Below are 17022 nucleotides of genomic sequence, written 5' to 3'. Positions count from 1 at the left end.
TCATTTCCCATCCAACGGGATCTTCACAAGATCTCCATCTGCCACGGCATGGATGACCCGCTTTTCCTCGTCCACCCACATGTCGGTGGATTCGAAGGCGATGCCCTTGACCTCACGCGCGGTCTTGAATTTGAAGTCTCCCGAATCATAAAGACCCACACGGGTAACCGCGCCTTCCATCAACTTCTCCGCTTTCGTGGCCCAACCCGCCAGCGGGTTCGCACCGGCCTGCAGCGGTCGGGACAGCTTTCTCTTGAGTGGAATGAAGTCGCCTTTCACGAGCTGTGACGATCCATCGGCCGGATTCAGCAAATGATATTCGGCCGCCTCCGGTCCGATGCGTTCCCCACCGGAAAGAGGAAGAATCTGACGGGCCCTGCGGATGAGGAATTTCCCGCTTCCGTTGATGAATGCGATAGGGCTGAACGACCCGGCTTCCTCCAGATCCAGGGGAAAGGTTTCTTTCGTTTCCAGATTGATGCGGACGACCTTCTGCGCCTCTGTCATCGCGCTGCCGGACCTCTTCACGACCACGCACCATTTGCCATCCGAGGACACTCTTTCCCCGTGAAAAAATCCTTCCAACAGAAGCTCCGGATCTTTCCCCGCACGACACAGCCAGAGGCCGTCCGCATCCTTGAAGCGCCCGCTGTGGACGAACGCGTCTCCGCTTCTTACCTGCCAAGGATGGATTTCGGGATCATCCTCCTTTCCGGAACCGGGAAACAATACCTGCCATGTTTCCAGTCTGGGAACTTCCGGCGGCTCGTCCGCCGCACCGAGAAACGCACCCGTTTTCTCATCCACCCGCTGCCAGAACCCGGGAGCGCCTTTGACCACGCTGTTCACAAACACGCGCAGATCTCCTCCCTTTTTCCACACGGTGCCGACATGCCCTCTTTCCCGGGGCGTCAGAACCTCAACTCCGTCCCCACGATGGATTTTCAGATCGAGTTCGTTGAAAAGCTTTTCAAACAGCCCGATGAGTCCCGCGTAAACCACGCTGCCTTCGCTATACTTCCTGTCGTCGTACATCCGGAGTTCTTCAAGCGAACCGGCGGGGCTGCCCATCACGAAAAATCTTCTCCGTGTCGATGTCACGTGCGCATATCCGAGACGAACGCCATCGGACACAGGCATGCGCATGGACGGCAGGTCATCGATCCTGTAGCGGATACTGTAGTCCTTGAGCCGGGCAATCTGGGCGTCATTCAATTCGCAGATGCCACGGCGTCCCTCGCCAAAATCCTGGATTGCGAATGCGCGCTCCGGGTAAAAAAGCACGCTCCGCTCCCCCTGTCCTCCTGACATGTGAAACAGGGACATCACTTCGCCCGGCGGTACGGAGATTCCCGAAATAGAGCGGACCAGATCCTGATCAGCCCGGGACGTGTTCATCAATTTGTAGGCCATACTGATATCCGGCTCTTTCGCTGTTTTCACCTCATCCACCACCGCGAGCGCCGCCAGATCCGCCCGGTTGAGCAGATAACTCCATGCGGCATCCGCGAGTTCCTCATTTTCCTCGTCGAGAAGCTTCCGCACCTGCCCGAGATCCAACAGGTCTCCGGTGAAGGTCGCCGCGGCCAGGACCGCCAGCCGCGAGCCACCGTCGTCGCGCGCCAAGGCGGCATGCATCAGTCCGCCATCTCCGGAAAGGACCGAGGCCAGTCCGCCAACGGTTCCTGGTTTCCCTGCCGGTTCGCGGAAATCTCCGCCATTCCACAGCGGATTCTTCTCCCGCCGATAGGTGAGACCCAGCACAAGTCCGGGCTCGTCCAGCCTCCCCTCCTCAAGTTCCTTTGCCAGGATGCGGCCTGCGCCGGCGGCGAAATATCGCACGGCGAGCTGGCGGAGGTGTTTCGCCAGCACCGGGTTGTCCTTTTCCACAACGTCCGCACGCCGCTCGATCGCGGAGAGCAGTTCCGGTGAAGTCTGGAGAAGAGCGTTCGCGAAGCCCGCTCCGTCATGGATGAGAGGGTTGTCACTCCGCATCGCACCCTCAACCGTCCCCAACTCGTGCGGCGTCTCAGGAAAGGCGTTGAAATAGGCTTCCAGAGCAGCGACGGTTTCCTCCGGTTCGAAGCCACCGAGCTTCTGGATGGATTGAAAGACCACGCCCCGATGATACCTGTCGGTGTTGCCGAATTCCAACAGCAGCCGCTTGAGGACGGGAACCGCATCGGCCCGCTTGTAACGGACCAGCGCGTCCGCAGCCCATGTCTTGGTTTCAGCGGGGTTGTCTTCCGTCACCCATTGGACGAGGCCGTCCGCGCACTCCTGGATATCCAGCTTGGCCAAGCTCCCGATCATGCTCTTCAACCCGTCCTCGGAAGCGAAACTCCAGTCGCGGTCTTTCAGCCACGGCAGAAGCGGACGGATGGAATCCGGACGGTCGAACCACACGAGCAGCTCGACAGCCCTGTTTCTGGCCATACCAGGTTTTTCGAGTTTCCCCGCCAACAAGGGAATCCAGCGATCCGGTTCGTTACGAATCCCATTCCAAAACCAAATGGCTTCCAAGACACCCTCTTGTCCGAGACTGTCCAGAATCCAGGACTCCCTGCCCTCCCACTTTTGGGACACCAGTGTCTCGACCGCGATCTCCTTGACTTCATCCGGCGAAACGGGGGAGGACGCCGCCTCGATCAATTTCCGGCGGAAGGACTCTTCACCGGGTGCCATCTCCAGCAACAGCCGGGCGGCGACCACCGCGAGCCCTTGATCGGAGCCTTCCATGAGAGTCTTGAAAAGTCGGTTGGCTTCGGCAGGTTCACGCGCCATCAGCGCATTCAAGGAAGGATCGCTGCCGTTTCGATCCTGATAGAGCCGCCACCTCGCCTTCTGGCAATCCGCCAGCACTTCGTCCCTCAGCAGCCCGGAGTATTGATAAACCCATGCCCTCGTCTCACGGGCTTTTTCCCCATCCTCGTCCAGATAGGCCGGCAGTTTGGGAAGAAGCTCCGCGACAATCCGTGCCGAAGGTTTATCCTGCGGCAGGAACCGCAGCACTTGTGGCGTGGCGGCCACATCCATGCGGATGGCTTCCAATATCCTCCGCCGTGCCTCAGCCGTGGGCATCGAACCGCCGCCATACCGCAGCCAGAAAGCGAGGTGCTCCAGTGGTTCCGCCCGATCCGCGGGAACACCCGGCCTGTCCAACCCGGGATCGGACCATCCCGGCATGGGTTCCCCCGCCTTGATGCGGTCTTCCAGGATCTGGTTCCAGTCCGCCTCATATCGCTCATGACCCGACAACAAGGCTTCTGGAAGCCTGTCGATCCCCTGCGCCGTCAAATGCCCGCACGGGAAAAACATCATCACACAAGCAACCGCGAGTCCCTGTCTCGAAATCAGATTGGAAATACCGCTCACAGTCCGACAACCTAGCCGATCGAACCGATGTGTCGAGAATGCGGGTCAGGCAACCCCGCTCCGACGATCATTTCACCAGCCCGCTCACCCTCACATCATTCCCGAGCTGCCGGAACTCCACTTCCTCCATCTTCAGAGACTCCCGCAGCCCATTCCCAGCCAATCCGGGCGAGGGACCACCGCAGAGAATCGGAGCGTAATAGATGACGGCCTCGTCCACGAGTCCGGCTTCGAAGAGCGCGGCGGAAAAGACGCCCCCGGCTTCCACCATCACGGTGAGAACGCCTTGCTCCTTCACCAGGCCGCGCAGGGTTTTTTCCAGATCATGACGCGGACGGATCAGGGTCCGTTCCTTCCATTCGTCGGAAAACAACGGCGCGTCCGAAGGCATCGTTTCCGGCTTGTCCGTGGCGACGACGCGCCACGGCTGGGTGCGGCCTTCAAGCAACTCCGGCACGCGGATGGTCAGCGCGGGATTGTCACGGCGCACCGTCTCGCCGCTGGTCAGGATGGCGTCCACGGTGGAGCGGAGTTTCTGAACGTCCGCGCGGGCGAGATCGCCGGTGAGCCATTGGCCCTCGCCGGGCGGCCGGGTGATGCGGCCATCGAGGCTCATCGCGGTCTTCCAGATGACCCATGGCAGTCCGGTCTCGCGAACCTTGAAAAACGGGCGGAGGATTTTTTCCGCCTCATCCGCGCAGACACCGGAGACCACCTCGATCCCTGCGGCGGTCAGAAGTTCGTCCGCACGTCCGGCGTGATCCGGGTTGCGGTCCACACAGGCGTAAACCACCCGTTTCACTCCAGCCTCGATGAGGCCCTGGGTGCAGGGAGGAGTGCGGCCATGGGTGGAACAAGGCTCAAGCGTGACGTAGATGGTGGAACCACGGACGTCCTTGCCACGGGCATCCGCAAGGGCCTCGCGCTCGGAGTGGGGCTCCCCTGCCTTGCGGTGCCAGCCTTTGCCCAACACCACGCCATCCTTCACGATCACCGCGCCCACCGGGGGATTCGGCGCGGTCCGGCCGATCCCTTTCCGGGCTTCGTCCAGCGCCGCCCGCATCCGGAGCACGTCATCACTCATGCCAGCGGACTGTTGGAGTTGCCGATCCATTCGAGCTGGAGAGGTTGGTCGGTGCGCACCGGAAAGTCCTGTTTGGCACCGGCGAATTCGATGCCGGCTTCGGAAAAGCGCTTCTCCAGCATGAAACGGATGTCACTGGCCACGACGTCGCCATTCGTCTTGTCGTTGAACTCCGTCCAGTAGAAGGCGGTGAAGACATAGGCGTTGTCCGTAATGTCCTCGAAGGTGATGACCGGCGCGGGCTCTTTCAGGATCAATCCATGACGCTCCACGCATTCCTTGATAATGGTGCTGACCGTCTGCGGGGAGGATCCGTGCGCGACCCGCACCGAAAGCGTGCGCCGCACCCGCCGGTTGGACAGCGTCAGGTTCGTGATCCGGTTTTCGAGGAAAAACGAATTCGGCACCAGCGTCTCCTTGCCGTCGCCACCGCGCAGGACGGAGGAACGGGTGTTGATTTCCGAGACGGTTCCGGACAGCCCGCCCACGTCCACGATGTCGCCCACGCGGATCTTGCGCTCGAAAAGCACGATGATGCCGCAGATGAAATTCTTGATGAGGGTCTGCGAACCGAAACCAAGACCGATGGCGAGCGCGCCCCCGAAGAAGGCGAAGATGGTGATCGGGATTTTCAGCAGCGAAAGCGTGCCGATCGCCAGGAAGACGGCGGCCACGATCATCGCCCAGTTCCTCAACGTCTTCGCCTGCGCTTCCGCGATGTGGCCACGGCGGGTGATGGTGCCCTGGATCCGGTTCGCGATCCTTGCGAGGATGGCGTAACCGATGGTGAAAAAGAACAGCGCCCGCAGCAACCCGCCCAGCGTGACCGGCACCTTGGTGGTGATGACCTGCCCCTGGACCTCCACCTTTTCCTCCGAACTCGTGACCTCGAAGGACCAGATCCGCAGCAACAGATCCCAGGCCTCGGTGGCGGATTCGGTGAGCTGCTGGTTGATCGTCTTCTTATCCCTCGGTGTGAAATCCACGATCCACCGTTCCAGAAGTTTCAAGTGGCTTCCGACGGAACGGGAAATCCGCTGGAAGACCGCGAGCTTCTCCGCCTTGCCCTTCCTTTGCTCGGCCATCAAGGGAGCTTTCGGGTCGGACGGATCGGTCGAGGCGTAGCGCGAATCCAGCCTGCTCAGATCCGCATTGATGCCGGAAATCTCGTTCTCGATGAAAACCTGCCAAGCATTGAGGCGGTCCCGCAGATCACGCAATGCGAGCAGTGATTTCGTGCGGGAGTCCGGCTTGGCGGCGTCATACCAGGACTTCCGCTCCTGATAGGAGCTGAGGATCATGGCTTCCAACTGGCGGAGGTTTTCAAACGCCTCGGCCACGGCTTCAAGGGTGTCCACCCGCTCGTTCGCGAGATCCATCCGGAATTTCGCGAGGTCGAGGCCCTCCGGCGCTTTCCCCTCCGGAGCGGAGGCAAGCAGGGCATCAAGCGCCGATTGTTCCTGCTTGCGCGCCGTGGTGGCGGATTTCTGGCGCTTCTGGACCGCGTCGAGTTCCTTGGTGAGCGCCGCTTTTCTCTCGGAGCTGGCGGATTCGATCTTCGCCAGATCTTCCTTGCCGAACCGGGTGCTTGAGCGGGCGATCTTGATTTTCCGGTCCAGCAGCGCGAGCTCGGCCCTGGTGCTTTCTATCTGGTAGCCGAGAATTTCGCAGCTGGTCTGGATCAAACCGACACGCACCGCGAACTGCCGGGCCTTGGCCTGCGAGGCGTCCCGCCTCCACTTCACGGCATCATCCCCATCGACCGGCAGCTTGTTCGCGGCCTCCTCGTTCGCCCGCGTTTCCACCAGCAACGGGGCGAGAGCACGCTGGAAGACGACCATCGACGACTCATGGGACGAAAGCTTGCCGCGCATGGCATCCTGCTCGTTCCGCAGTTCGTCGAGCATGAGGATCGAGTAGGGAGGAAGCTCCTTGAAGCCTACCCAGGCATCCGTCTCCTTGCGGGTGGCCTCCAGAGCCTTGCTTTCGGAAACCGCCACATCCAGCGACTTGAGATACCTGTCGATGTTCTGGACCGTCTGCTCCGCCTCATTCCGGCGCTCTTCCAGATCCTGGGGCGTGATGCCGGCGGGCAGCGAAGCCGCCGCCGCGGGATCATCGAACCGGGCGATGGACTCGGCCCCTTCCTTTCTCCACTGCTGGAGGCGGGCCAGACGGTCATCCGGTTTTTCCCCGGAGGGTGTGGACTTCTGGTCCCCCATGCTTTCCAACACCTTTTTCAGCCCCGGCGCATCGGCGGGAGATTCGTTGGAAAAAGCGAGCACGGCCGCGAGCAGGCAGGCCAGCTTCAGCTTGAAGGAAGTTTTTTGAAACAACATGGCTCCGGGTTCCTTGCTCACACGTCGCCGCGGTCGTCCTTTTCCAGTTGGATCCGGTCCGCCAGATTGCGGGCCTTCACGCTGTTGCGTTTCGCCCAGCGTTCGACGGCCATCTGGCGCTTCTCGGAGCGTTTCTTGAGCGCGGCGATCTCGTTTTCGAGATTGAGGAAATTTTCATAACGCCCGGCGTCGAGCGTACCCGCCTCCACGGCGGCGCGGATGGCACATTTCGCGTCCTTGCGGTGGCTGCAGTCCGAGAACTTGCAATCCGCGGCGAGCGCGGTGACATCCGCGAAACTGTCGCGCAGCGTGCTCTCATCCGTCCACATCTGGATTTCGCGCATGCCCGGGTTGTCAATGAGCATGCCGCCGTTCCGCAGCGGGACGAGCTCGCGGGAGGTGGTGGTGTGGCGGCCTTTGCCGGTGATCTCGTTCACCTCGCCGGTCCACTGCCAGTCGTCACCATAGAGCTGGTTCACCAGGGTGGACTTTCCAACCCCGCTGGAGCCCACGATGCACATGGTGGTCCCCTTCTTGATGTATTTCTTGAGCACCTTGAGCCCCTGCCCGCTCACCGCGCTGGTGACGTGCACGCTGGCACCGTCCCACAGGGCCGCGATCTCCGCCGCCGCGGCCTGGCTTTGCTCGATGGGAAGGAGGTCGGACTTGTTCACCAGAACCAGTGCCTTCGCACCGCTGCGGCCGATGAGCATGAAATAGCGCTCCATGCGGCGGATGTTGAAGTCCGCCCCCGCGTCCGTGACAACGGTGACGATGTCGATGTTCGCCCCGATAACCTGCGCCTGGCTGCTGTTGCCCGGCATCTTCCGCGAGAAACACGTCCGTCTCGGCAGCATCGCCCGGATGACCGACGGATGGTTTTCATCGCCGAGCTCGATCATCACCCAGTCGCCCACGGCAGGCAGATCCGCGTCGCAGGCGGCCTCATGCCAGACCCGGCCGCAGAGCACGACGTCGATTTCGTCGCCCCCCTTGATGAACGCGCCGTAGTTGATGACCGTCTCGCGGATCAGCCGCGCGGGGATCCAGCCCTTTCCCGCGAAGGCCGCGTGGGCTTTTTCCAAATCGTCGTTCCATCCAAGTTCTTTCAAGGTCATCCGCGCCCAATCTAGCGCAAGACGGGCGGCTGTCGATTCCTGCGTTCATAAGTGATTCCAGAACGGTGTCATCGGACCGGTTCCGCCTCCGGCGCCCGGAAGCCACCCCGGCTCGAAAAGAAAAATTCCGGTTTGTCCGCCTTCCAGGCCCCCGACCCACCGGGGAAATCCGCCATTTTCCGGCAGAGAACTTTCAAAAGGGGGTTGTCGTGGGGGAACGCCGTCGCTAGCGTGTCGGTCGCGAGCGGTCCGACACGACGCCTCCCGATCTCCAGCAACTTTCAAATTTTATGGGTATTTTCAGCAAACCCCGCCTGCGCAGCCTCGACCGACGTGAAGACATGCCCGAAGGACTTTGGGTGAAATGTCCGGACTGCGGCGCGCTGATCCATACGCTCGAACTCAAGCAGAACCTCCACGTCTGTGTGCATTGCAGCCACCATTTCCTCATCGATTCACGCGAGCGCATCGCGATGCTGGCGGACGAGGGATCGTTCGAGGAAACGGAAGCGGGCCTCGTTTCCGCCAATCCGCTGGGCTTCGCCGGTTACGAAGCGAAGACCGCGGCACTGCGGGAAAAGACCGGTCTGGACGATGCGGTGATCTCCGGCCGTCTCACGATCGACGGCCAGAAGGCGATGATCGCGGTGATGGATTTCAAATTCTTCGCCGGATCGATGGGCTCCGTCGTCGGCGAGAAAATCACCCGCGCCATCGAGACCGCCATCGCGGAAAAACGCGGTGTCATCATCGTCTCGGCCTCCTCCGGCGCACGCATGCAGGAGGGCATGCTTTCCCTGATGCAGATGGCGAAGACCTGCGGCGCGCTGGCCCGCCTGTCCGAAGCGAAGCTGCCTTACATCTCGCTGCTGACCCATCCGACCACCGGCGGTGTGACCGCCTCCTTCGCCACCATCGGCGACATCAACCTGGCCGAGCCGAAGTGCATGATCGGTTTCGCCGGCCCGCGCGTGGTCAAGGAAACGACCCACCAGAACCTGCCGCCCGGTTTCCAAACGGCGGAGTTCATGTTGGAGCACGGCCTCATCGACGCCATCGTGCCGCGGACGAAACTGCGGGAGCGGCTTGGCAGCCTGCTGGCGTACATGATGCCGCAGTGAGAAATTCGGGGAGCCGTGGCGTCACCTCGCTTTGGATCGCAGCAAGACGGCTGGGAACAAATTACCATCATCCGGGAGATCACCCCTCCCCCGGCGGAGTCACCACCACGACCCGCTCGACCCCGCGCTTTGAAAACTCCTCCCAGTAACGCTTCTCCCAAGCGACGGTGCGGGCGCGGCGTTCTTCCTCGCTGAGTTTTTCCCAGACATCGAAGCCGATGGCGCGGGCGAGATCCCGGTCCGAAAGGCGCACGGCGAGTTCGTCCCAAAAACTTTCGTTACGGAACTCCTCGTAGCACTCGTGATAGAACAGGCCTTCCTCCTTGTCCGCCTTGACGCGGAAGCGCTGGGTTTCCTCGTCGAATTCGATCCAATCGCCCAAGCCGGAATGGCCCGCTTTCTCGAGGATCTTGCTTTCAAGATTCTCGAATGCTGTGACCTGGTCGTTCGCGGATTCCTTCTGGTTCCATGACGCGACGTTCGCCGCGAGGCTGACCATTTCCACAAGTGTGGCGAGTTCCTGATCTGAGAGGCGCAAATGCATTCGTGCGGGGAGACAACCACCGGGCGGGGTTGGCCGCAAGCCCGCATGAGCGGAATGGAAAATATGAAAGGAACGGGAATGATCGGAAGCCCGCGGATCTTTCGCTTGATCTTGGCAAAATCCTCCGGCAGCTTGCGCACCTGCCGTGCACGAGTAGCTCAGCGGTAGAGCGGTCCGCTTACACCGGATTGGTCGGCGGTTCGATCCCGTCCTCGTGTACCATTTTCCTCCATGTGGAGGGCTTTCAGAAGCGCCAGACCTCGTGCGTTTCTCCTTTTTGCCAAATCCCCGAGGATTCCTCGATCACGCCATGGCTGAGCCAGCCATCATTCCACTCGACCCAGTGGGATCGACCCGGCGGCATGAACGACCCGGTGTTGATGATGCGGCGGCCGTTCCTCAACCAGCTTCCCCGGTGATGGAAGTGGCCGATGACGAGCATCTCCGCATTCGGAAAATAATTGGCGCAGAATTTGTCCCCCTCCGTCCCCTGGGTGAGCCAGGACTCGATCATTTTCACCGCCCGCATGGGAGGGAACACCGCATCCATGGCACGGAGGATGAACTTGCGTCCGCTCGGGTATTCCACCGAACGCAGTTCGCTGGCCACGGCACGGGCGACCTCCAGGCGTTGACCGATGTCTTCATGCGCATGGGGAAACCGGTCCCATAGCTCCTTCACGCGCCCGTTGTTGACGAGGATCTCGCGTTTCCACGGTGAGCCGTCGAAGAGCAGCGCGTCACCATGGGTGACGATGATCCTGCCGCCCGCCAGTTCCACCCAGCCGGGACCGGTCCAACCGGGATCGTGATTGCCGGGGAGGAAAACCGCTTCGGCACCTTCCTCGCGGCATAGTTCCTTCAGCTCCGCGAGCATGGCGGACGAATGTTGGAAATAAACACGGGCGAGTTCCTGCCAGGTGTCGCCATTGAAAATGACGGTCCCTGCTCCGGCGATGAGCGGTCGCAGGGTGGAAACCTCACGGATGCGCGAGACCTTGTGGCCGAGATGGAGATCTGAGAGAACCCGGACGGGTTCATTCATGGGCCACCCGGCGCTGGCGCACCGCCTCGAAGACGCAGACACCGGTAGCGACGGAGACGTTCAGGCACTCGACCTTTCCCGCCATCGGAATGGAGGCGAGAAAATCACAATTTTCCTCGGTCAGGCGGCGCATGCCTTTTTCCTCCGCTCCCAGCACGATGGCGAGCGGACCCTTCAGATCGAGATCGTAGATGGACTTCGCGGTCGCATGGTCCGACGTGCCGACGAGCCAGAGACCGGCGGCCTTCAGCTTTTCCATGGTGCGGGCGAGATTGGTGACTTGCGCGAAGGGCACGTGATCCGCCGCCCCGACGGACACACGCCGCACGGTCTCGGTGATGCCGACCGCCTTGTCCTTTGGCGCGACCACGGCGTGCACGCCGGCGGCGTCCGCGGTGCGGAGGATGGCTCCGAGGTTGTGCGGGTCCTGCACACAGTCGAGGATGAGAATGAAAGGCTCCTTCTGCTCCGCGACGATCGCCATCAGGTCATCCTCATCCAGCGATGGCGTGATGGTTTCCACCGTCTGGACGTGGCGGTTTTCGCGGGCTTGTTTGTTATTTCCGCCGTGAGGCGCGGAGAAACGCGGTTTCATGGAGGAAATCCTGAAACAGTCCGGACCACGGAGTCGAGCGCGATGACATCTGAAGAGAGATGCCGGCATCAAATGAGGAATCTCTTTTTCAAAAATCGCTTGTCATTTTCGAGTTTTCAGTATTTATTGAAAACCGTGAACGCGGAAGCCGCCAAACTGAAACAGGCCAAGGACGAATTCGTCTCCCAATGGGGCGCGCTTGGCACGCAGTGGGGCATCAACCGCACGATGGCCCAGATTCACGCGCTCCTCATGACCTCGCCTGTCGCGATGACCACCGACGAGGTGATGGACGAACTGCAGATCAGCCGCGGAAACGCCCACACGAATCTCAAGGAACTCGTCGCCTGGGGCCTGCTCCGGGTGGTGGTGAAAAAGGGCGAACGCCGGGAATACTTCGAAGCGGAGAAGGACGTGTGGACCATGTTCACCATCATCGCCCGGGAGCGGAAACGCCGGGAGATCGACCCCGCGCTGGCCATTGTTCACAAATGCGCGGAGGAGACCCGCGATATTTCCACGACGGAAGGTAAGGCTTTCTTCGCGCAAATGCGCGCGCTGGAGGAATTCGTCAGTTTCGCTTCGAAAATGTCCGACCGCGTCGCATCCATGAAACACGGAATCGCCGTGCAACTCGCGACCAAGATTCTCGGCTAAAAAAATTTCCCGTTTGTTTTCATATTTTACTGAAAACTCGGAATTAACAAAAACAAAGAAAGATAAAAACATGAACGCCACAGTCATCACCTATGGAATTTATCTCACCATCGCCTTTCCGCTGACCATCTGGGTCGCACGCAACCTTTTCCGGAACGGCCGGATCTTCCTGGTCGATTGTTTTCATGGGAACGAATCCCTGGCCGACAGCGTGAACCAGCTTCTGGTGATGGGATTCTACCTCGTCAACTTCGGCTTCGTCGCGCTCTACCTCAAGATCGCCAATGAAGTGTTGGAGGTGCGCGGCATCTTCGAAGCGCTGAGCGGCAAGCTGGGGGTCGTGCTGCTGGTCCTCGGCGTCATGCACTTCTTCAACCTCTACGTCTTCACGAAAATGCGGAAACGCGCCACGTGGGACCAAGCACCGCCTCCGCTGCCACCCACCGGCCACATCGCCAACAAAGCCTGACATGAAGACACTCACCATCTTCTACGATCCCCGCTGCGGGTTATGCGCGAAATTCCGCATCTGGCTCGAAGCCCAGCCGAAACAGGTGGCCGTCGAGTTTCTCGGCTACGACACACCGGAGGCGGCCCGGCGGTTTCCCGGGCTGCGGGAAATCGGCGCGGATCGTGAGGTGGTGGTCCTCGCCGACGATGGCAGTTGGTGGCAGGGCAGCGCCGCCTGGCTGACCTGCCTGTGGACCACGGTGCGCTACCGCCACTGGGCGTTTCACCTGGCGGACCCGGTATTCCAGCCATTCGTCAAAAAAGCGGTGCATCTGCTCTCGGAAAACCGCCTGACCCTTTCCCGCCTGCTGAAACTCCGCACCGACGCGGATGTCGCCGCCGCGTTTCCCACCAGTCCCGATCCCGCCTGCGCGGACGGCACCTGCAAACTCTGACTCTTTTTTCCCATGAACCCAGTCATCGTCATTTTCGGAGCCAATGGATTCCTCGGCCGGTATCTCAGCCGCCACTTCGCAAGGAGTGGCAAGGAGGTGGTCGCCGTCGCCTGCGATCGTGAAGGATGGAGCGGTGATGGAATGTTCCTCGAATGGGACGGTAAAACCATCGGTCCATGGGCGCTCGCGCTCGAAGGAGCGGAGGCCGTCATCAACCTGGCGGGCCATAGTGTGAACTGCCGCTACACGCAGAAAAACCGCGGGCTCATCAAACAATCGCGGGTGGATGCCACACTCGTCATCGGCCAGGCGATCGCCGGTTGCAAAACACCGCCGAAGACCTGGTTGAATGCCAGCACCGCGACGTGGTACCGCCACGCCGAGGACAAACCGCAGGACGACTGGCTCGGCGAACCGGGCGACGGATTCTCCTGCGAGGTGGCGCAAGCATGGGAGGACGCGTTTTTCCAAGCCCAGGTCCCTGCGAAAACGCGCAAGCTGGCGCTCCGGATCGGCATGGTTCTGGCGAATGAGGAAGGCACCGTTTACGACGTCCTTCGCAAACTCACCGCCCGCGGCCTCGGTGGCGCGATGGGTGGCGGAAACCAGCGCGTCAGCTGGATCCACATGGAGGATTTCCTCCGTGCGGTGGATTTTGTCATCGCGGATCCGTTTCTCGACGGTGCCATCAACGTCACCGCCCCGGACTTTCCCACGAATCGTGAATGGATGCGCGTGTTTCGTGAAGTGGTCGGCATGCCGCTGGGACTGCCTGCGGCGGAATGGATGTTGAAAATAGGCGCTCGTCTGATGGGTTCCGAGATCGAGCTCGTTTTGAAAAGCCGCTGGGTGGATTCCGTGCGCCTGCGGGACGCGGGATTCCGCTGGCGGTGGAGTCGGGCGGCGGGTGCGGTGGCCAATCTGGAAGGCCGCCGCGGGCTTGAAGGGTTCTTCCGCGCACCGTCCGGAAGGAGCGCCGGCGCACGTGTTTGGCTCCCCATTGGAACCCGATAACCCGGAGCCTTTCAAAAATTTCATGATTTTTTTGTTCCAAATCCACAATTCAGATCATTGATTATCAATGGTTTTACAATGTAGTTTTCCTAAAAACGGCTTTTTCAGTTTGCCCCAGGAGTCGATGACGGCTATGGGAGGCACGCGTTTGTTGACGCCAGCTGAAGATTATCCCCATCCCAAAGCATGATTTATCGATCCCTCTCCCTTACCGCACTCGCCCTCGTGGCGGCGCTTTTCACCAGTTGCGGCAATACGGGACCCAACCTCATCTCCAAGTCATCCATCGGTAGCGGCCGCGAAAGCTTCTCAATCGCCCCGGCCTCTTCCGTCACTGTTGCAGCCGCGGCAGGCAAGCCCCGCGACAAGCACTCCATGCCGGTTTACGCGTTTGCAGACCGCACCCGCATCGTCCGCACCACCGCCTACACCTGCAGCGAGGACGACCACCTCATCTACGGCAACAAGAACGCCACCGGCACGACGCTCCGCTACACCGACCGTGTCCGCAGCGCCGCCGCCGACTGGTCCTTCTACCCCGTCGGCACCACCTTCCGCATCAAGGGTCTGCCTTATCTCTACGTCGTGGACGATTACGGCTCCGCGCTTCTCGGCACCGGCACCATCGATATCTACAAACCTTCCAAAGATATCATGAACCAGTGGGGCACCCGCACGGTCGAGATGACCGTCGTCCAGTGGGGTTCCATGACCCGCAGTGCCGAACTTCTCAGCAAGCGCACCAACTACGACCACTGCAAGAAGATGCTCGCGAACATCGTGCGCCAGCGTCCCGACCTGGTCACCATGGCCAAGCTGTGATTCATTGAGACTTTTTCAAGAGCCCGCTCGTGTGAACGAGCGGGCTTTTTCATGGAGCGGAAACACCGTCACTGCACCGGAGCGAGCAGCCTCGCCGCCCTGCACGCCGCACGGAACAGGAACGGCTTGCCCGTGATGTCCTCCACCTCCGCCTTACGCGAGTGGGTGAAATCCGTCACCAGCATCGACTCCACCTCGCTGACAAATTTCCGGTCGGTGGAGAATCCCGTGATCTCGAAATTCAGGCGGAAGGACCGGTTGTCCAGATTCGCGGTGCCCACGGCCGCCAGACGTCTGTCGATGAGCATCACCTTCTGATGGAGGAATCCCTTCTGATAGCAGTATAACTTCACCCCGAAAGGGATCGACTGTTCGTAGTAGGAGAACGCGGAAAGCCAGACCAGCAGGTGATCCGCCCGCTCGGGCATCAGGATCCGGACATCCACCCCCCGGATCGCCGCCGCCTGCAAGGCGGTGAGCACCCCCTCGTCCGGCACGAAATACGGCGTGGCGATCCACAATTTCTTCCGCGAGGTGTTCGCGGCTTCCGCGACGATGAGCTGCCAGGAATCCAACGGATCCGCGGGCCCGGTGGGAATGATCGCCGCGATCTGGTCCGCCGCCTCCGCCCTCGTTTCCCAATGCAGGTCCGGAACCTGGTTCGTCGCCCAGAACCAGTCTTCGAGGAAAACCATCTGCACGGCCTGCACCACCGGCCCTTCCATTTTCATATGGGTGTCGCGCCATCCGCCGAAGCGCTGGTCACGGCCGAGATACTCATCCCCGACATTCAATCCACCGATGAATGCCGAAGTGCCGTCGCACACCACGATCTTCCGGTGGTTTCTGAAATTCAACTGCAACCGCGACCACCAGAAACGGTTGATCCCGAAAGAGCAGCATTCGATGCCCGCATCCTTCATCGCCTTCAGATACTTCCTCGGCAGCTTGTGGGAACCGATCTCGTCGAACAGGAAATAGACCTTCACCCCCGCCTTCGCACGCTCGATGAGGGCCTCCTGGAACTGCGTCCCGAGCTTGTCGTTTTTCACGATGAAAAAATTCACGCACAGGTAGCGTCTCGCACTCCGGATCGTTTCGAAAATCCGCTCGAACGTCACGTCGCCGTCGATCAACAGCTCAAGATCGTTCCCCCGCGTGAACGGCAGTCCGCCGAGTTCCTGCGCGGCGCGCTCGAACGCGTCGTCCTCAGGAATGTCCACCTCGCAGTGGCGCAACCGCTGGTGCATTTTCTCCGCCAGCTTGGCAAGCCGCCCGTCCTTCTCCCGCCGTCCGCCGATATTGCGGGAGAAGCGTGTCCTTCCCAACAGCCAATACATGGGCAGTGCGACGAACGGGATGGTCAGCAGGGAGATGACCCAGGCGATGGTTCCCTGGGAGGTCCGTACGTTCATCAGGGCGTGGAGAACGTGGAGAAGTCCCACCACGTAAAATGCGATCACCGCCGCAAAGCCAAGCCACGTGTTATGTTCAAGATCGGGAGCAAGCATGTCTTCGTCTGTGATTCGAACCTACGGGGAATTCCCCATATTCAAGACGAAACCCTAGAGCCTGGCCCCACATACGCAAGAGGACTTCTCTAGCGCTTGCGGATGAGCATGAACTCATTGCCATCCGTGTCGAAGCACATCGCCAGATGCGGCGCCTCACCATCCTCTTCCTGTGGCTCGCGGACAAGGCCGCCGCCGTTCGCCACGACTTCCGCGGCCCCTGCCACCACATTCGCCACTTGCAGGCTGATGCCGGTCCACGTTCTTTTTCCTTCTCCCCCGCCGTGGATGCCGATGACGGCACCGGCGATTTCCAGCTCGGAGATATGGCTGTTGGAGCGGATGATCTCCGCTCCGAAGGTTTTCTGATAGAATGCCGCCGCCCGCGCCAAGTCCGCCGCCCAGATGACATACTTGACGCGTTCGACGAGCATCGGATTCTCAGTAGTTGAAGAGTTCGCCTTCCTTGAAGAAACGCTTCAGTTCGGCTTCGGCGGCTTCGACCGAATCGGAGGCGTGACAGACGTTGCGCATTTTCGAGTCGCCGTCCTTGAAGCCGAAGTCGCCGCGGATCGTGCCGGCGGGAGCGACGGTGGAGTCGGTGGGGCCCAGCAGGTCACGCACGCGGGCGATGACGTTCTCACCTTCGAGCGCGAGAGCGATGACCGGAGCTTCCTGCATGAAACCACGCACGGATGGGAAGAACGGGAAATGGGCGATGTGCGAGTAGTGCTCGGCGAGGATTTCATCGCTGAGCTGCATCATCTTGATACCGCGGATGACGAAGCCCTGTTCTTGGAAACGGGCGAGCACGGTGCCGACGAGGTTTTTTTGGACGGCGTCTGGCTTGAAGAGGATCAGGGAGGTTTCGGAACTCATAAGACGGTGGAGT

At 60.7% G+C, this 17022-nt stretch carries 16 protein-coding genes and 1 tRNA gene; 7 read left to right on the top strand and 10 right to left on the bottom strand.

Annotated elements, in window-relative coordinates:
- From JIN84_RS10325 to rsgA, 4 genes are all read right to left on the bottom strand, one after another.
- Entirely contained in the window at window positions 1-3321 is a 3321-nt protein-coding gene (locus JIN84_RS10325) for a HEAT repeat domain-containing protein (RefSeq protein ID WP_200350967.1), read from the bottom strand.
- Window positions 3322-3442: 121 nt separating this feature from the next.
- A complete protein-coding gene (ribD, locus tag JIN84_RS10320; RefSeq protein WP_200350966.1) occupies window positions 3443-4459 on the bottom strand; it encodes a bifunctional diaminohydroxyphosphoribosylaminopyrimidine deaminase/5-amino-6-(5-phosphoribosylamino)uracil reductase RibD in 1017 nt (338 codons plus the stop codon).
- A complete protein-coding gene (locus JIN84_RS10315) occupies window positions 4456-6798 on the bottom strand; it encodes a mechanosensitive ion channel family protein (RefSeq protein ID WP_200350965.1) in 2343 nt (780 codons plus the stop codon). Before JIN84_RS10315 ends, ribD begins: the two co-directional genes overlap by 4 nt.
- Window positions 6799-6815: 17 nt before the next feature.
- Entirely contained in the window at window positions 6816-7916 is a 1101-nt protein-coding gene (gene rsgA / locus JIN84_RS10310; RefSeq protein ID WP_200350964.1) for a ribosome small subunit-dependent GTPase A, read from the bottom strand.
- Between the two features lie 290 nt (window positions 7917-8206).
- Here rsgA and accD point away from each other — a divergent pair, with 290 nt between their 5' ends.
- Window positions 8207-9037, top strand: a complete 831-nt coding sequence (gene accD / locus JIN84_RS10305; RefSeq protein WP_200350963.1) for an acetyl-CoA carboxylase, carboxyltransferase subunit beta — start codon at window positions 8207-8209, stop codon at window positions 9035-9037.
- Window positions 9038-9116: 79 nt separating this feature from the next.
- Here accD and JIN84_RS10300 read toward each other — a convergent pair whose 3' ends face one another.
- A complete protein-coding gene (locus tag JIN84_RS10300) occupies window positions 9117-9581 on the bottom strand; it encodes a hypothetical protein (protein WP_200350962.1) in 465 nt (154 codons plus the stop codon).
- A 147-nt stretch (window positions 9582-9728) separates the two neighbouring features.
- Here JIN84_RS10300 and JIN84_RS10295 point away from each other — a divergent pair.
- Window positions 9729-9803, top strand: a tRNA-Val gene (locus JIN84_RS10295).
- Between the two features lie 22 nt (window positions 9804-9825).
- On the opposite strand, the gene JIN84_RS10290 is transcribed toward JIN84_RS10295, so the two are convergent.
- The gene (locus JIN84_RS10290) at window positions 9826-10626 is read right to left on the bottom strand and encodes a metallophosphoesterase family protein (RefSeq protein ID WP_200350961.1); all 801 of its coding nucleotides are present in this window, start codon (window positions 10624-10626) and stop codon (window positions 9826-9828) included.
- The gene (gene rlmB, locus JIN84_RS10285) at window positions 10619-11221 is read right to left on the bottom strand and encodes a 23S rRNA (guanosine(2251)-2'-O)-methyltransferase RlmB (RefSeq protein WP_234043425.1); all 603 of its coding nucleotides are present in this window, start codon (window positions 11219-11221) and stop codon (window positions 10619-10621) included. Before rlmB ends, JIN84_RS10290 begins: the two co-directional genes overlap by 8 nt.
- A 135-nt stretch (window positions 11222-11356) precedes the next feature.
- Here rlmB and JIN84_RS10280 point away from each other — a divergent pair, with 135 nt between their 5' ends.
- From JIN84_RS10280 to JIN84_RS10260, 5 genes are all read left to right on the top strand, one after another.
- Window positions 11357-11878 carry a GbsR/MarR family transcriptional regulator gene (locus JIN84_RS10280; RefSeq protein WP_325099584.1) on the top strand — a complete coding sequence of 174 codons (522 nt, stop codon included), beginning with the start codon at window positions 11357-11359 and terminating at the stop codon, window positions 11876-11878.
- Between the two features lie 70 nt (window positions 11879-11948).
- The gene (locus JIN84_RS10275) at window positions 11949-12347 is read left to right on the top strand and encodes a hypothetical protein (protein ID WP_200350959.1); all 399 of its coding nucleotides are present in this window, start codon (window positions 11949-11951) and stop codon (window positions 12345-12347) included.
- A 1-nt stretch (window position 12348) separates the two neighbouring features.
- The gene (locus JIN84_RS10270; RefSeq protein WP_200350958.1) at window positions 12349-12783 is read left to right on the top strand and encodes a thiol-disulfide oxidoreductase DCC family protein; all 435 of its coding nucleotides are present in this window, start codon (window positions 12349-12351) and stop codon (window positions 12781-12783) included.
- Between the two features lie 12 nt (window positions 12784-12795).
- Entirely contained in the window at window positions 12796-13797 is a 1002-nt protein-coding gene (locus tag JIN84_RS10265; RefSeq protein WP_200350957.1) for an epimerase, read from the top strand.
- A gap of 186 nt (window positions 13798-13983) precedes the next feature.
- Entirely contained in the window at window positions 13984-14619 is a 636-nt protein-coding gene (locus JIN84_RS10260) for a 3D domain-containing protein (protein ID WP_234043424.1), read from the top strand.
- Window positions 14620-14687: 68 nt separating this feature from the next.
- Here the strand turns inward: JIN84_RS10260 and cls are convergent, their stop codons facing one another.
- From cls to JIN84_RS10245, 3 genes are all read right to left on the bottom strand, one after another.
- Entirely contained in the window at window positions 14688-16130 is a 1443-nt protein-coding gene (gene cls, locus JIN84_RS10255) for a cardiolipin synthase (RefSeq protein ID WP_200350956.1), read from the bottom strand.
- An 89-nt stretch (window positions 16131-16219) separates the two neighbouring features.
- Window positions 16220-16564 carry a VOC family protein gene (locus JIN84_RS10250; RefSeq protein WP_200350955.1) on the bottom strand — a complete coding sequence of 115 codons (345 nt, stop codon included), beginning with the start codon at window positions 16562-16564 and terminating at the stop codon, window positions 16220-16222.
- Window positions 16565-16571: 7 nt separating this feature from the next.
- A complete protein-coding gene (locus JIN84_RS10245; protein WP_200350954.1) occupies window positions 16572-17009 on the bottom strand; it encodes a nucleoside-diphosphate kinase in 438 nt (145 codons plus the stop codon).
- Window positions 17010-17022: the final 13 nt, after the last annotated feature.

The organism is Luteolibacter yonseiensis (assembly GCF_016595465.1).
GTDB lineage: Bacteria > Verrucomicrobiota > Verrucomicrobiia > Verrucomicrobiales > Akkermansiaceae > Luteolibacter > Luteolibacter yonseiensis.
The sequence above is the reverse complement of the archived record's forward strand: the minus strand, read 5'-3'. Positions and strand labels throughout refer to the sequence as shown.

Coding starts and splice junctions, on each gene's coding strand:
- JIN84_RS10245 (WP_200350954.1), bottom strand. CDS start 17,009: ATGAGTTCCGAAACCTCCCTGATCCTCTTCAAGCCAGACGCCGTCCAA.
- accD (WP_200350963.1), top strand. CDS start 8,207: ATGGGTATTTTCAGCAAACCCCGCCTGCGCAGCCTCGACCGACGTGAA.
- JIN84_RS10290 (WP_200350961.1), bottom strand. CDS start 10,626: ATGAATGAACCCGTCCGGGTTCTCTCAGATCTCCATCTCGGCCACAAG.
- ribD (WP_200350966.1), bottom strand. CDS start 4,459: ATGAGTGATGACGTGCTCCGGATGCGGGCGGCGCTGGACGAAGCCCGG.
- JIN84_RS10300 (WP_200350962.1), bottom strand. CDS start 9,581: ATGCATTTGCGCCTCTCAGATCAGGAACTCGCCACACTTGTGGAAATG.
- JIN84_RS10325 (WP_200350967.1), bottom strand. CDS start 3,321: ATGATGTTTTTCCCGTGCGGGCATTTGACGGCGCAGGGGATCGACAGG.
- cls (WP_200350956.1), bottom strand. CDS start 16,130: ATGCTTGCTCCCGATCTTGAACATAACACGTGGCTTGGCTTTGCGGCG.
- rsgA (WP_200350964.1), bottom strand. CDS start 7,916: ATGACCTTGAAAGAACTTGGATGGAACGACGATTTGGAAAAAGCCCAC.
- JIN84_RS10270 (WP_200350958.1), top strand. CDS start 12,349: ATGAAGACACTCACCATCTTCTACGATCCCCGCTGCGGGTTATGCGCG.
- JIN84_RS10265 (WP_200350957.1), top strand. CDS start 12,796: ATGAACCCAGTCATCGTCATTTTCGGAGCCAATGGATTCCTCGGCCGG.
- JIN84_RS10260 (WP_234043424.1), top strand. CDS start 13,984: ATGATTTATCGATCCCTCTCCCTTACCGCACTCGCCCTCGTGGCGGCG.
- rlmB (WP_234043425.1), bottom strand. CDS start 11,221: ATGAAACCGCGTTTCTCCGCGCCTCACGGCGGAAATAACAAACAAGCC.
- JIN84_RS10275 (WP_200350959.1), top strand. CDS start 11,949: ATGAACGCCACAGTCATCACCTATGGAATTTATCTCACCATCGCCTTT.
- JIN84_RS10315 (WP_200350965.1), bottom strand. CDS start 6,798: ATGTTGTTTCAAAAAACTTCCTTCAAGCTGAAGCTGGCCTGCCTGCTC.
- JIN84_RS10250 (WP_200350955.1), bottom strand. CDS start 16,564: ATGCTCGTCGAACGCGTCAAGTATGTCATCTGGGCGGCGGACTTGGCG.